18 protein-coding genes are annotated in these 13,534 nt (G+C 61.0%); 10 read left to right on the top strand and 8 right to left on the bottom strand.

Annotation, left to right across the window (positions count from 1 at the left end; translation table 11 throughout):
• The 3 genes from G481_RS0117975 to G481_RS24480 all read right to left on the bottom strand — a co-directional run.
• Positions 1–269: transposase (locus G481_RS0117975; protein ID WP_028031233.1), on the bottom strand; the 269-nt coding region annotated here is incomplete at its 3' end.
• A 33-nt stretch (positions 270–302) separates the two neighbouring features.
• Complete coding sequence (locus G481_RS26100) at positions 303–839, bottom strand: relaxase family protein (protein WP_154664677.1); 537 nt, start codon at positions 837–839, stop codon at positions 303–305.
• The gene (locus G481_RS24480; protein ID WP_161630545.1) at positions 836–1,309 is read right to left on the bottom strand and encodes a plasmid mobilization protein; all 474 of its coding nucleotides are present in this window, start codon (positions 1,307–1,309) and stop codon (positions 836–838) included. Before G481_RS24480 ends, G481_RS26100 begins: the two co-directional genes overlap by 4 nt.
• A gap of 1,048 nt (positions 1,310–2,357) precedes the next feature.
• Between G481_RS24480 and G481_RS0117965 the strand changes: the two genes are divergently transcribed.
• Complete coding sequence (locus G481_RS0117965; protein ID WP_028031232.1) at positions 2,358–3,122, top strand: ParA family protein; 765 nt, start codon at positions 2,358–2,360, stop codon at positions 3,120–3,122.
• Complete coding sequence (locus tag G481_RS26095; protein ID WP_154664676.1) at positions 3,119–3,793, top strand: hypothetical protein; 675 nt, start codon at positions 3,119–3,121, stop codon at positions 3,791–3,793. Before G481_RS0117965 ends, G481_RS26095 begins: the two co-directional genes overlap by 4 nt.
• A 39-nt stretch (positions 3,794–3,832) precedes the next feature.
• Here the strand turns inward: G481_RS26095 and G481_RS0117955 are convergent, their stop codons facing one another.
• Positions 3,833–4,258 (bottom strand): hypothetical protein, encoded by a 426-nt coding sequence (locus tag G481_RS0117955; RefSeq protein WP_028031230.1) that lies wholly within the window; start codon positions 4,256–4,258, stop codon positions 3,833–3,835.
• A 124-nt stretch (positions 4,259–4,382) separates the two neighbouring features.
• Here G481_RS0117955 and G481_RS0117950 point away from each other — a divergent pair, with 124 nt between their 5' ends.
• Both G481_RS0117950 and G481_RS0117945 read left to right on the top strand, forming a co-directional pair.
• Complete coding sequence (locus G481_RS0117950) at positions 4,383–4,592, top strand: hypothetical protein (protein WP_028031229.1); 210 nt, start codon at positions 4,383–4,385, stop codon at positions 4,590–4,592.
• Positions 4,593–4,688: 96 nt separating this feature from the next.
• Positions 4,689–4,949, top strand: coding sequence for a WGR domain-containing protein (locus tag G481_RS0117945; protein ID WP_028031228.1), 261 nt, complete (start codon positions 4,689–4,691; stop codon positions 4,947–4,949).
• Between the two features lie 6 nt (positions 4,950–4,955).
• Here the strand turns inward: G481_RS0117945 and G481_RS0117940 are convergent, their stop codons facing one another.
• The gene (locus G481_RS0117940) at positions 4,956–5,318 is read right to left on the bottom strand and encodes a bactofilin family protein (protein WP_028031227.1); all 363 of its coding nucleotides are present in this window, start codon (positions 5,316–5,318) and stop codon (positions 4,956–4,958) included.
• A gap of 270 nt (positions 5,319–5,588) precedes the next feature.
• On the opposite strand from G481_RS0117940, the gene G481_RS0117935 reads away from it, so the two are divergent.
• From G481_RS0117935 to qatD, 6 genes are all read left to right on the top strand, one after another.
• The gene (locus G481_RS0117935; protein WP_028031226.1) at positions 5,589–5,879 is read left to right on the top strand and encodes a hypothetical protein; all 291 of its coding nucleotides are present in this window, start codon (positions 5,589–5,591) and stop codon (positions 5,877–5,879) included.
• Positions 5,880–5,899: 20 nt separating this feature from the next.
• Positions 5,900–6,211 carry a type II toxin-antitoxin system RelE/ParE family toxin gene (locus tag G481_RS0117930; RefSeq protein WP_245595003.1) on the top strand — a complete coding sequence of 104 codons (312 nt, stop codon included), beginning with the start codon at positions 5,900–5,902 and terminating at the stop codon, positions 6,209–6,211.
• A gap of 293 nt (positions 6,212–6,504) precedes the next feature.
• Positions 6,505–8,370, top strand: a complete 1,866-nt coding sequence (locus G481_RS0117925; RefSeq protein ID WP_028031224.1) for a KAP family P-loop NTPase fold protein — start codon at positions 6,505–6,507, stop codon at positions 8,368–8,370.
• Positions 8,351–9,184 carry a Qat anti-phage system associated protein QatB gene (gene qatB / locus G481_RS26940; RefSeq protein ID WP_028031223.1) on the top strand — a complete coding sequence of 278 codons (834 nt, stop codon included), beginning with the start codon at positions 8,351–8,353 and terminating at the stop codon, positions 9,182–9,184. The genes G481_RS0117925 and qatB overlap by 20 nt, the downstream gene beginning before the upstream one ends.
• Positions 9,181–10,467: a Qat anti-phage system QueC-like protein QatC gene (gene qatC / locus G481_RS0117915; protein WP_028031222.1), complete on the top strand. Its 1,287-nt coding sequence runs from the start codon at positions 9,181–9,183 to the stop codon at positions 10,465–10,467. The genes qatB and qatC overlap by 4 nt, the downstream gene beginning before the upstream one ends.
• Positions 10,464–11,213 (top strand): Qat anti-phage system TatD family nuclease QatD, encoded by a 750-nt coding sequence (gene qatD / locus G481_RS0117910; RefSeq protein ID WP_028031221.1) that lies wholly within the window; start codon positions 10,464–10,466, stop codon positions 11,211–11,213. Before qatC ends, qatD begins: the two co-directional genes overlap by 4 nt.
• Here qatD and G481_RS0117905 read toward each other — a convergent pair.
• The 3 genes from G481_RS0117905 to G481_RS0117895 form a co-directional block, all read right to left on the bottom strand.
• Positions 11,198–11,926 carry a hypothetical protein gene (locus G481_RS0117905; RefSeq protein ID WP_028031220.1) on the bottom strand — a complete coding sequence of 243 codons (729 nt, stop codon included), beginning with the start codon at positions 11,924–11,926 and terminating at the stop codon, positions 11,198–11,200. The genes qatD and G481_RS0117905 overlap by 16 nt on opposite strands.
• A 4-nt stretch (positions 11,927–11,930) precedes the next feature.
• The gene (pglZ, locus tag G481_RS24475) at positions 11,931–13,178 is read right to left on the bottom strand and encodes a BREX-3 system phosphatase PglZ (RefSeq protein ID WP_084451098.1); all 1,248 of its coding nucleotides are present in this window, start codon (positions 13,176–13,178) and stop codon (positions 11,931–11,933) included.
• 86 nt (positions 13,179–13,264) lie between these two features.
• Positions 13,265–13,534: integrase core domain-containing protein (locus tag G481_RS0117895; protein ID WP_028031219.1), on the bottom strand; the 270-nt coding region annotated here is incomplete at its 5' end.

Here is a 13,534-nt window from a genome sequence, read left to right as displayed (position 1 = left end):
CTGCCCTCCCGGTCCCGCGGCACCGAAAGCGGCACCTCGCCGTCCGAGCCCTTCACCCGCTTCGTCGCAACCCCGTTCCGGCGATTGGTCTGCTCCCGCGGCGGCTCTGCGCCAGCCTCGTACCCCAGATGCGCAGTCAGTTCGGCCCCGAGCATCCGCTCCATCAGCCGGACCTTCAGCTCCTTCATCAGCCCGGCATCGCCAAGCAGATCCTCAGGCCGCTTGCAGCCCTTCAGCAACTCGTCCAGCACTTCGTTCGAAATCGTCATCGTCCTTGCTCCTCTCAGGAAGCATGGACCCAATCAGCCATACACAGAAGACCGGACACTCTCCATGTGAAGCGCAGCCACATAGCGCCAGATATCGCCATAGTCGCCAGAGCCGAACACCGCTTGTCCCCACTCCCGGGCGATGACCTCGGCGCGCTCTGCGTCTACTCCGCGCGGGAAACTCAGGACGATGTGATCCGCATGTCCCCGGCGCGGCGCGCCGGTCCAGGTTGAAGACCAGATATCCGCAGTCCGCTCCGTTCGGGCAGGATCGAAGTCACGCTCATAGCCCGCCAGATTGCACCAGGTGCTCTGCACTCCCTCTTCCCGGGCCACATAGTCGAGAAGTCGCTTCAGCTCCTGCGGCGTTCGGGCACTGCCACCTGCGATGCGTTTTACGACCGACTGCCAACCGCGGGGTCCACCAGCATTGCGCAGAAGCGCCCGGGTCTGACGTTCCTTGCGCGTGCCAAGACGGGACGATGAGCCGTCGCCACCACCCCGCCCACGACGCCGATCATCGAGAACATGACCGAGAACCATATCCTCGACGGAAGGCGACCGGGTCATTTTGGCGCCTCGGCGGACGTGTCAGCAGCAGGGGCGAAGGAAGAGGTTTGACCCCTAAGTCCCTGCTTGGCCCTCAGCGCCGAGAGGAGGTGGACAACCTCTTCGACAAGGTCATCGACCCGCGTGCCGACCTTTCGCACCAGGGCGGCATCGCGGGCATTCCAGGTCAGTCGGCCAACCGCCCCCAGACGGGCGATCTGGTTGAGGTTGTTGCCGACGGCGGACAACTCCCGCCTGGCTGCAGCGATGGCATCCAGCTCGTCTGCCTGGATGGCCAGACGATCGCTTGCCTGTCTGACCAGATGCCGGACTGCCTCGGAAACCGTCATACCGCTTGCCTCGGCAACCGCCTGAAAGCTTGCATGCTCGTCTTCCGTGATGCGGATGTTCAGCTTCACCGAAAGCCGCCGCACCTCCTTCCGGTCAAGGCTGCCCTTGATCCGTGACAGCGCCTGGCGGGAACGGCCCATCGACCTCGCCACGGCCGCGACGCTCTCGCCAGAAAGGAGCCGCGCCGTGATGACGGCAGTCTCAGTAGAGGTCAAGCGTGAGCGTTGCATTGCATCATTACATGTGTTTTGCAGTCATTGCGCATCATGTACCACACACCACCGTTCCTGCCAACCGTCCTCACCGTCCGGTTTCCGCTCCTCCGAAGAGGAGCCCGCCTGCGGAAACCGGACAGCCGGTGAGGACTCATTATGGCGTCAGGGGTCGGCGGCTTGCCCGCCGACTGCATCCCTGCGCCCCGGCCGTCAGGCCTCCGTTTGACGCGAGACCAGACGGGTCAAGCGCCTTGTAACCTTTGGTTTTGCGAGGGTTTGCGTTCCCTAAAGGAGGAACTGCCGGGAAAGGCTCGATGATCCGAAGGAAAGGGGGCCCGGAAAGGGAAGGGGGGTCGGGGAATGGGTCGCCCGATGGTTCAAGGCCTGCCCATGGCAGACTCTGGATTGCGTTAGGCGTGAAGCCACAGGCTGGCTCGGCGCATGGTCAACCCGTCACTGGGCGAACTGGCAAGCAGGTCGACAGGCAAGCAGGCAGATTGTCAGGCATGCCGCCGGTTGGCGGGTCAAATTCGGGATCGTTCCCTGACGGAGGTCTGATGTCACCTTGCCTTCGGATCAGCCGTGCAGACAGGTTCCAAGGCCGGTGTGCGGCCTGTCACCTATGCAGGCATGCAGACATGCAAACCGCCATACGGGCCGGAGGGTAGACGGTGACGATCGCGAGCAGGCCTCAGGACTGCTCGGACGCCGCGCCGCAGCATTACGGTCGCGAGAATCCTTAAGAAACATGAAGGCGCGCGGGTCATGTTACAACTTCCAGCACATGCGATTTGACGTTTCTGCAACCTTATGCCTAAACGGCGCACCGGATGCTGGTTGGATTAGTGACGCCTTTACAAAGGCTTCGCGCGGTCTTGCCCTGCCTGCGGTGCATCGCCTTCCGCAGCGTCATGAAAGAGCGCCGGATGCAGGTGCGAGGGGTAGTGAGTACCGTTTGTGGAGGCGTCATTTCATGCAAGTCATTACCATCGTGCAGACCAAGGGCGGCTCGGGCAAGACCACGACCGCCATGCTTCTCGCGTCTGCAGCACTGAACCTCGGGCGTCGCGTCACCCTGATCGATGGCGACGTGAATGCCCAACTCGGCCGCTGGCGCGACAGTTTCGAACTGGCCACGTGGGAAGGGGCGCAGAAGCCGGACTGGCCGGAGAGCCTGGCGATCCTCTCGCCACCCGAGAGCGTCGAAGGGCTTCTGTCGCTCCTTGAGGCCGAGGAAGAACGTGGCGTCGATCTGGTCGTGATCGACACGCGACCGGGCACCCACACCGACACTGAGGACTTCTGCCTGATCTCAGACCTGGTGCTGATCCCTGCGCGCCCCGTCTATGCCGAATGGGAAATGACCCATCGCGCCGTCCTCTGGATGGACGACCTCCGGGCATCGATTGCCGAAGATGAGCGGTTCCCGGCAGTCCGCGTCCTAGTGATGGATGCCGGGCCGAAGATCATCGATGCCGCGACCCGGGAAGGGGGAATGGCGCAACTGCCGAAACGCGATCAGGACGTGCTGCAGGAGATCCTGCGTCTCGACCATCTCGACGTGATCGTGCCGCATTCGCGCATCCTCGAACAATTGGGCTACCACGGCCCCCTCGGACCAGCAGCCCGCGCAAACGCCAAGGCGCCCGGCGGTCGGCTGCTGGCGGACGCCATAACCCGCCAGCTTGAAGTCGCGGAACTCGTTCTCACAGGGATCGACGAGGTGATCCCTGCATGAGCCGCTTCCGCCTTCCTGCACGCGTCGCACCATCCCCGGCGGCAGAAGAGCCGGGCCTGCAGAACTCCGCTGCGCGGCTGCGGTCATCGCGCGAAGTTCAGTCGCGCATTCTTGCCGAACGGCGAGCGCCGGAGGCGGGACTGCCAGCGGTGAACATCGAGGCCCAACTCCCTGACTTGCCAACTTCGCCCCTGGCGGAAGCGGGATTAGCCGGGAAGAGGGAAGGGGAGAGGGATCAGCCGCCGTCCCCGGCAATTCCGCCCGAGGTTCCCTCTGGTGTGGTCTCGAAGCCCCGGAAAGAGAAGCTAGTGGTTCTGTTTCGGCTTCCACTGGCGACCGAGAGGCGTCTGGAGCTGATCCCGGGTGCGGGCGAGGTGACCTCGGCCTACATGCTGCGCGCCTTTGCCAAGGAAGCCCGCGCGGAATTGCGGCGGCTATTGGCCGAAGAGGATGTTAATGCGCATGCAGACGAGGCGAGGCGCATCTTCGCCATGTCGGCAACAGACTTGGCGGTCGGCGAAGCGATGACCGTCTACGCCCAAGGCTCTGCGATCCGGGCCATGCATGCAGCCCTTGGTGACCCCTGGCAGATCGAGCCCCGGGCGACGATCGTTGGTGCCTTCCTCGCCGCTATCGCGTCGCGGCTCATCGAGGCGCGACGCGTCAGATAGACCCGGACCATGCAACAGAATTCGATGAACTGCCTGCGATCACTCGCAGGCAAGCTCGGGCAGCGGCGCTGTCTCGAAGGTCAGGCTGTCGGCGCTTGTAACCAGCGCGAACTCGCCGCCATCGCGGAAGGTCGCCACCATCTTCGACCAGTCCATGGCTTCAGCCGACGCTTGGGTAGCGACGCCGTTCTTGAGCGGCAGACGGGCTTGTTCACCAGACTTCGCGAGCACGACGACCATGTCCGGCGCAGCGTCCTTGTCGAAGCGCACCACCAGCGCGCCGTTGGGCGTCGGCCCGAAAACGCGATCCGGATCGCAGACAAGGCGCACCTCACCCGCCTCGGTGTTGAGGGCGTAGGTCGGCAGGCCACGCTCGACACCGACCGTCCAGGCGTCAAGCGCGTGGACAGGGACAGACATCGCCGCAAGCGCGGAAACAACCAGAACAGGGGACAGAACATGCATCGACAGGAACGCCTTTCATGGTTTGCGTGGCGACAGCAAAGCACCACTTCTGATGTCGCTAGATATGTTCTGACAGACCTCATGTCCATGACTGCAGCGCGACAACGGCTCATCGGGGGCAGGAATGGATGACGTCGTCCGAAGCGGGACCAAGCTATCGATCATCGATCGTAGGCTGTGGCGGATCGACCGCGCAAACCGGGAGCTTGTCGCGGAGCGTCATCGCACCGCGAGCGGTCGTTTCAGGACCGTGTGGCTGGTCCCGGAGGAGAACCTGCGCGGCGTCCTCTGGGTCGAGGTTGTCGAGGAAGCACCTAGTGATCCGTCGCCATGACCCATCAGCTTTCTGAATCGGACCGCCCGGATCGATTCAGAAAAGCAATTGGACTTGGAGAGTAACAAGGCGGAGTCTGTGCCGAGGAGGACCGCTATGGCTCTGGCACATCTGCATCGCATCGACCCGGAGGCCAACATGGCACGGTTCTACTGCATCGATGTTGCGGCGACGCTGTTCGGAGACGTCTCCGTCTTGCGGACCTGGGGCCGGATCGGAACGCACGGACGGACAAGACTCGAGACTTGCGCCACCGTGGAAGAAGCGGAGAGGGCGGCATCTCAAACCCTTCGACTGAAGATGCGGCGGGGCTATCTGCCTGCTGGCCAAATGCTGCCGCCAGACCTTGTGGTGTGAGATCTGTCAGGCCTTACGCTGAAGCCTGCCCTCTAGCTCGGCACCGGCCTCGATGGCGATCCGCTCATGGGTGACGTCGGCCTGCACGACCGCACTCGGCGCGAACTGAACGTTTCGCGCCGAGATAATGCCCGAAACCGCCCCAAGCACGACGAGGTCGTGTGCGACGACGGAACCTTCAACACGACCTGAACCAGCCACGGTGATCTCCGGCGCCTGCAATGAGCCAAGTACGTTGCCTTGGACCTCGATCGGTCCACTGGAGGCGGCATCGCCTTCGACGACAAGGTCCTGTGCGAAAACGCTGCGGCGGGCGTTTGCGACGGCCGGGTCCGGCCAACGGTCGAGGTCGCCATTTTGGGTCTTCATCTTGGTGCCGCCTCAGCTCAACTTCGCGCCTGACGACTCGACCAGAAGCGAAACGAAAGGGCAACGATCGGCGCTGTGATCGGCGAAGAAGCGCGGCGTTCTAGGTGCTGCACGGCTCATCCGGCCAGCCGTCGCCAGTCGTCCCTCATGAGCTATAGGTTCAGCATCTATCGCTCATCCATGGCCTTCAGACCCTTGCCCGCTACCAATCGTTGAAACCACTAAGCGGAAAGGCTATGGTACTCCAATGGACTACCGAGGGAGAGGATGATGGGCGTACATAAGCAGAGTGTCAGCTTCACGGATGCAGCCTTCAACTTCGCCCGCGAGCTCGTCGAGAGCGGCGAGTATCCGAACATCAGCGCTGCGGTCTCTGGCGAAATGGCCCGTGCGCGCGCAGCGCGGGAGAGGGAGCGTCTTCTCTTCGAAGCCGAAGTTCAACGGCGCCTCGCGCTTCCCCCTGATGCCTGGGAGCCCGTCCGAACGGGCGAAAGCATCACGTCAGGCGCGCGCGCGCATCTTGCTCGACTTGCAAAGGCTGCCGGTGGCACCGCTGCCTAATGCGCATCGTTCGACATCCCTTGGTCGACCAAGACCTTGCTGCATTGGTAGATCACATCGTTGAAGTGACCGGCGGGGACTTCGACGCCGCCGGCAGGCGACTTGATGAGGTCGACGACCTTATCGCCGACATCTCTGCAAACCCGATGTCCGGCGTTCGCTTGGAGCCGCCGCTGGACGGATGGCTGGTCCGCCATGGTGGACGCGGCCATCGTCTGACCGTCGTGTTCCGCGCCGATTTCAACAAGAGCTGCGTCTTTATCGCACTTGTTGCCTTCGGTGGGCAGGACTGGTTGACCGAAGGCAAGACAAGGAAGTCCTTCAGCGGGTGACCGAGGTCTGGCGTGGCCGGAAGGGCGTGTGCGACAGTTCTACTTTGCGCCTACAGTGCCGTGTCGCATAATTTTGATTATGTAAAATGAACCGACAAGATCGAAGGCAGTACTGACTTGCTTATCGCGGCACCAAGACAATAGTTTAGACTGCACGGCCTTGGTAGAAGACAGTTAACTTACTTCTTAGACCGTTGCTCAAAGGCGGTCGGGCTCAGTAAGCGTAGAGTGACGGGGTAGGCCTTACGCAAAGATGACATGCGGTAAGGCAACAAAGAATTAAGGCAAAGCATATGTGGGCCGATAATGAAACAGAACGCGACTTCCTGAACTTTTCCGGAGTTGCTGACACGGTCGCTGAGATCATTGTTCAGGCGCACGGACGACCGATCTCAATAGGGGTCTCCGGAGCTTGGGGTGTTGGAAAGTCGTCCCTTATAAAACTTACCCAAGCCGCTCTCGCGCAACGTCCACGGAAAGAAGGCGAGCGGGAGTTTATCTTCGTCGAGTTCAATGCGTGGCTCTACCAGGGCTACGACGACGCACGCGCGGCTTTGATGGACGTAATCGCCGCCAAACTGCAAGCCGAAGCAGAAAAGCGAGAAACTGCCATCGACAAAGTTGCCGGAATCTTAAAAAGGATTCGGTGGCTCCGCGGCATGAAGCTTATCGCCAGTGATGCGGCTGCGGTCGCACTCGGGTTGCCGCCCACAGGTATTCTCGGAAGCATGTGGGGCTTGGGCAAGCGAGCTTTGGACGGCGTGGACCAAGCGGAACTTGACGAAGCGAAGAAGATGACAGGGGAAGTATCTGAGGCCGCCGGTGGTCTCCTTACGCCGAAGTCTGACACTTCGCCGCCGCGCGAGATTCAGGCTCTTCGCGACAGCTTTGAGGAAGCACTCGAAGAGCTGAACGTCACGCTGGTGGTACTAATCGATGATCTGGATCGGTGCCTGCCCGCTACTACGATCTCGACCCTCGAGGCGATCCGCCTGTTCCTTTTCCTGAAGCATACGGCGTTCGTGATCGCGGCCGACAACGACATGATCAAGCACGCGGTGCGCAAACACTTCGAGGGCGTACCAGACGACCTGCTGGTCACCAACTACTTCGATAAGTTGATCCAGGTTCCGATCCGCGTTCCGGCATTGGGAACGCAGGAGGTCCGAGCGTACATGATGATGCTGTTTATCGAGAACAGCGCTCTCCCGGAAGACGTCCAGGAGAAGATCCGGGCTGGGGTCTGCCAACAGCTTCGCCAGACCTGGCAGGGCAAGCGCGTCGACCGCGCCTTCGTTCAGTCCCTCCACGACAACTTTCCGGACGAACTAGTTGGTAAACTCGACACCGCCGATCGGCTTGCGCCGCTCATGACCACGGCATCGGGGATCGTCGGCAACCCACGGCTGATCAAGCGATTCCTCAACGCGCTTGCCATCCGCATGACAATCGCCAAAGCGCAAGGCGTCGGCGTGGACGAGGCTGTCCTAGCCAAGCTCCTTCTCTTCGAGCGGCTTGGAAACCCAAATGCCTATGCCGAACTCATTTCCGCCGCGAGCGCCAATGAGTCTGGCAAGCCGGTCTTCCTCGCAGAATGGGAGGCGAAGGCGATCTCTGGGACCGAGTTGGCACTCGTCGCACCGTGGGACGATCCGTTCGTTCTCGAGTGGCTCACCTTACCGCCCAGTTTAGCGGAAATCGACCTGCGGGGCGCTCTGTACGTCGGCCGGGAGCATGCGCCCCTCATCACGCCAGAAGATCGCCTGTCCTCTGAAGCGGCGGATCTTCTTGCTGGCCTCCTCGAACACCCAGATATGGCGGCGACCTTGAAGGGTAGGCTGGCCAAAATCGCGCGAGCTGAAACCACCGTTATGTTGGATCGGCTGCTCGATCGGGCGCGTCAGGAGCAAGCCTGGGGCGTCCCACCGATCCTTGAAGCCTGTCTGGCGATCTCAGAGGCCGACCCATCGCAAGGCCCGCGGCTCGCTGCTTTTCTCCGCGACCGTCCCCCGAGTCAGATCCAACCCAACATCGTGCCGAAAATCGCAGATCAGCCTTGGGCAACCGGTGTGTTCCAGGCATGGGAAGCTGGTGATGTAACCCGGACCGTGAAAAGCGCAATCAAGAAGCGGAGGGAAAATGGGCACGTCGCAGTCTAGCAAGGGACCAGGTGCTGGGGTTCCGTTAGTCCCCGCTTGGGCGGACAACCCGCTACAAGAGCCGCTCGTAGACGACCCGACGGTCCCCGCCGAGGAAGCGCCGGTGCCGTCAGCTCCAACGCCGCCTGTACCGCTTGCGCCAGACAGACGTTGGATTGGGGTGAGCCGGAGTCTGGGTGACTTCGCCAACACGGGTGACACAGGCGCCATGCAGCGTGGGTTTGGGCACTATGTTAGGACTGGATATGGGGGCGCCGGGACGGCCACGCGCCGCATGGGCAGTACGGCTGCAACAGCTGGCGCCTTAGGTAACGCTCTAGCCAACCTCGCCGGTGAGCAACCGGCTACGCCTGGAAGTCCGGTTGATCCTACGCTGCTGGCTGGCCGTTCGGCGGACGATATAATGGACGCCGTAGTCGAAGCTGTGAGACCGGTGGACGGAACTCAGGATGCGGAGGCTTCGCGAGCCGCCATCCGCGACGCCCTCTCTGAGCTGCTCACTCGCTTCCCCGAGGCGGACCTCTTCAACCTTTCGGTCGAAGAGCGTGAGTTCGTGATCGAGCGCTTCACCGCGCACGACGTGTTTCGGCGTTTCGACCTCGATGCAGGGCATACAATTCGTGAGAAGGCACCGAACGTCGCCGCTGGCCTCTCCAGACTCAAGCAGGCGCGGGAGTACGTGAAGGAAACCGTCTCTGCAGCCTTTCGGAAGCTTCGCGCGTCTGGCCAGACGCTGACGGGAGGACGCATCGCCGCTGTAGTGCGGGCGGCGCTGCGAGAAACCTTCGAGGTGTTCGAGGGATTTGTTGAATGAGACTGTTCTGTGCGCCTGAAGATTATGCCTTCGCTGAAGATGGCGCGCTGAACGTGGTCCTGTACGGGCAGCCGGGGGCTGTCAAACAGGGGCGATCGGCCAGGGCAAGTGCCGGCCAGTCGGCGAAGACGGAATTTCTTCGCGCGCGTTTAGAAGCAGCCCCTAGAGCGTGGGACTTTCTCTCGCTTGCGTTGTCGGTCGTGACCGCAGACCTCGCCGGACAGCGGTCGGCAAGTGCGGACGGTTGGACCCGTGAGTTCGACCTTACGGTGGCGGTGGCCGATCCAACCTTTTGGAACGGACAAGCCGCTGCTATCGAGGCCGCGCTGAAGTTCCTGTCCACAGATCGTTGGCGCTTGAAGTTCATCGGCGGCGGGATCCAGCCGGCGCCGCCCCGCAATCCAGCTCGACCAGACGAAAACTGTGTGGTGCTGCTGTCGGGCGGGATGGACAGTTTGATCGGCGCGATAGACTTGGCGAAGAAAGGGTTGAAACCGATCGCTGTCAGCAACGTCGTTCGCGGCGACGGTGACAATCAGGCGGCGTTCGCAGCCGCGATCGGCGGCGGTCTCAGACATCTGGCACTTAACCACAACGCGTCCCCGCCAGGGGACAAGGAGCCTTCACAACGCGCCCGTTCGCTCATCTTCCTCGCATTTGGCGTTCTGACCGCGACGGCCCTCGGTGCCTATCACGCGGGAGGGGAGGTCCCATTCTACATATGCGAGAATGGCTTCATCGCAATCAATCCGCCGCTAACGGGTGCGCGCCTAGGCAGTCTCAGCACGCGAACCGCCCATCCCGAGTTTCTCAGTCGTATTCAGAGTGTTCTAGCGGCGGCCGGTTTGCGGGTGAAGATGTTGAATCCTTATGAGCATATGACCAAAGGCGAGATGCTAAAGGCCTGCGGCGACCAAGCCCTTCTTAAGTCGCTTTCTGCCCAATCTGTAAGTTGCGGGCGATACCGGGTCTTCAACTATAAGCATTGCGGGCGCTGCATACCCTGCCAAGTACGGAGAGCCGCCTTCCTCGCTTGGGGGGAGAAGGACACAACTTTTTACAAATTCGATCCCTTAGGAAAGAACGATGCTGAGCACTCGAACTTCGACGACGTGCGCTCAGTCGCGATGGCCGTAATGGAGGCTCGAAATGAGGGCTTGGAAGCGTGGCTCGGTTCAGCCCTCGCTTATCCCCGGATGGGCGATACCGCCCCGTTGCGAGAACTCATTCGACGCGGCCTAGACGAGTTGGCTGCGTTGCACCGAGTGCACGGGGTAAAATGATCGACTTTCACTGCCACCTCGATCTTTATCCTGATCCGCACGGCGTGTCGCGCGCGTGTATTGAGCGCGGGATTTACGTTCTGTCGGTTACCACGACTCCGTCCGCCTGGACTGGGACGGTAGCTCTAGCAGAGGGTGCTACTCGTATTCGTACCGCGATCGGACTCCATCCTCAGCTCGCCCATCAGCGCAAAGGAGAGCTCGCGCAACTCGAAGAGCTAATTGGCAAAACCCTCTATGTCGGAGAGATCGGCCTTGATGGAGCACCCGAGTTCAAGCGGCACTGGGAGGATCAGGCGTATGTATTCAAGACGGCTCTAGGCATGTGCCAAGCCGTAGGCGGCCGCGTCCTTTCACTTCATAGCCGCAGGGCTGCCACGGCCGTTCTTGACTTCCTGGAGGCAAGACCCGGTGCCGGACTCCCTATCTTACACTGGTTTTCGGGTACTCCTCGCGAGCTGGCTAGGGCTGTCGATTTGGGCTGCTGGTTCAGTGTAGGTCCGGGGATGTTACGGAGCGATAAAGGGCGAGAGCTTGCCAAACGGATGCCGCAGGATCGGGTACTAACGGAGTCTGATGGTCCGTTTGCGCAAATCGACGGACGCGCTGTTTGGCCATGGGAGGTGGAGCTCGCCGGAAAGGAGCTCGGGGCGCTCTGGGGCATGACTTATCCGGAAGTCGAGCATCAACTCGCGGCCAACCTCGTCCGTCTCGGAAAGCGCGCGCTCTCCTATGCGTCAGGATAAGATTTGAGCCCAACGATGCGAGTGCCTGCGCTGTCCGCCCGTACGTCGAATGCCTCGGATAACGAGAGCACATAGCCAAGATTATCTCCGAAGGAGAAGGGAAACATCGCTGGCAGCCCGGAAAGCCCGTCAAGAGTGAGCGGGCGGCCTGCATGCGTCAAAAGCGCTTCAGACATCCATTGGACTGTCTCAGGGCTTTGCAGAGCCATTGGAGGTTTCCGGGTCAGCGTCTTGCCATTTTCGCTCTTCCCGAGGAGAGACCAGTCAACCTGCGACTGCAGGACCATATTGGTCATTCGGCGAGTGCCTTCTCGCTCGCCATAAATCTCGGCCATCCTCCTGTGGACTTCCGCCGTGGTGCAATCACCCTGAAGCGACGTAAGCCGACCCACGATTTCGGCAACCTTCGCGAAGAAGGGATAGACTGCCAACGCCATGCCCCAAGTGAGAGCGGCGACCTGCGGATCGGCTACCTGGCGAAAGATGGCGACGCCCCGATCTGCCAAGCCGGCGAGCTCTTCGCGCGGCTCGAGCCAGAGACGGTTCAAGACCGTTCTCGTCTTCTTCTTTGCCTCCAGTCCAGCGTGAGACCCCGCAAGGATTTGGTCGAGTTCGCCTATTTCAGCAGCACCCGATCGCACCCGTAACGCGGCTTCGGCCCAATCGAGGCGGATAAACCGGTCAAAACCAATCTGAGGAGCTTTAGGCTGCATCTTCTTATTTCCTAATCCCTATCTTCACGAAGGCCACAATCAGCTCCTCTACCGACATTCCTCCATGAGCGACAACCTGTTGGCCGTTGGGCACGAAGGCCCCGCGCCCACTCGCATAGAGCGGAAGAAAATCGGGCGGTAGACCAGGCCCGCCGAAGGCAAAGGCGTCGATATCTGCCGGAACAGACCCTGCCAATGTCTCGTTGCGGTACGTCCGAACCCGCTCCCCTTTCACTTCACTGATCACGCCTTGATTGAGCCGACCGATGCCATCGGCATCGACGTTCCCATGGTCCGCAGTCACGTAAACATGGAACCCCCGGCTGATCAGAAGGTTCATCAGCTTCTCGACGAAGCCTGTTTCGCACCACTCCCGAATCTGGCCCGAAAGACCACGTTTTCCGAGCATGGCGCCGTGGACCAGCTCGTCGATCATGTCGACGACGATACCAGCAACCTTGATCGATGGGCTGGAAATAGCTGCCTCAAGGTCGGGCAACTGCTCAGTTCGCTTGATCGCTTTGCGATAAAGGACTTCGGCGGGGCGCAGTCCATTCTCCGTCCAGAAACGGTTCCAAAGGGAAGGCTCCTGCGCGGTTGTTTCGATCGATGCCTGAAACTCACGAGGCCTTAACCCTGAGAACAGCGCCTGTCGGGAGACGGAAGTGAGACTTGGAAGCCATGCAAAGCAACCGCTCTCTTCAGTCGTTATATTCGGAGCGCGTACGCTCAAATACTCTCGAATTTGCACCCACTGATCGAGTGCCATCCCGTCAAACACCAAAAGCGCGATCTTTTCTTCGCCTGCGTTCCGGCGCATCGACAGGTATCTCGGGATGTGGTGCACCATGACTGGCGCCTTTGCGACAGGCAGCGAAGGCAGATCCTGATACCGCTTTTGCACCCATTCTCGCAGTCTCGTGTCCCCATCGAGTTGCAGCTCACGCATCGCGGGCCGAAGGGCAGCCGCCTCTTCGCTCGGCAGTTCATGGAGACGATAGATGGTCTCAGCCAAGCGCCTTGCGGCGTCGGTCCAGTCCCGGTGCGTCGCCTCTGGTGCGGGGAGCTTCGCAGCCACCGACCTAATGCCGCCCTCAACCAGATCGCGTAGGCTGGTTGGTCTTTGAATAGCACCCAATCTAATCCAATCAGGCAGTGTGGCCGGCACGGTTCGCGCGTTTACGGGCTGCAGCGCACCTTCAAGGAAGAGGGTATCAACGATGACGCGGATGTCTGCATGGTCAAATGGGATGTCGACAACCGTGGCCGCTTGTGACCCTGGTTCGAGATCTGCATGCTTGAGCTACTCCCCAACTCTTGGACAGATTTCCGGCTGACTTAAGCTACTGCCTGCACCTGCTGATCGGTTTGTGTTGCGTTGAAGTAGACCACGGCGGGCGGCTGTCCGCCATGGGCAGTGTGTGGTCGATGGTGGTTGTAGAAGGCAATCCACCGCCCGATGCCAGCCTTGGCCAGGGAACCGGTTTCCCAAGCGTGCAGGTAGACGCATTCATACTTCAAGGACCGCCATAGGCGTTCGATGAAGATGTTGTCGATGCAGCGACCCTTGCCGTCCATCGAGATCCGAGTGCCGATCCGTTTCAGCCG

The organism is Gemmobacter nectariphilus DSM 15620 (assembly GCF_000429765.1).
GTDB classification, from domain to species: Bacteria; Pseudomonadota; Alphaproteobacteria; order Rhodobacterales; family Rhodobacteraceae; genus Wagnerdoeblera; species Wagnerdoeblera nectariphila.
This window is presented reverse-complemented; position numbering and strand designations above follow the sequence as displayed.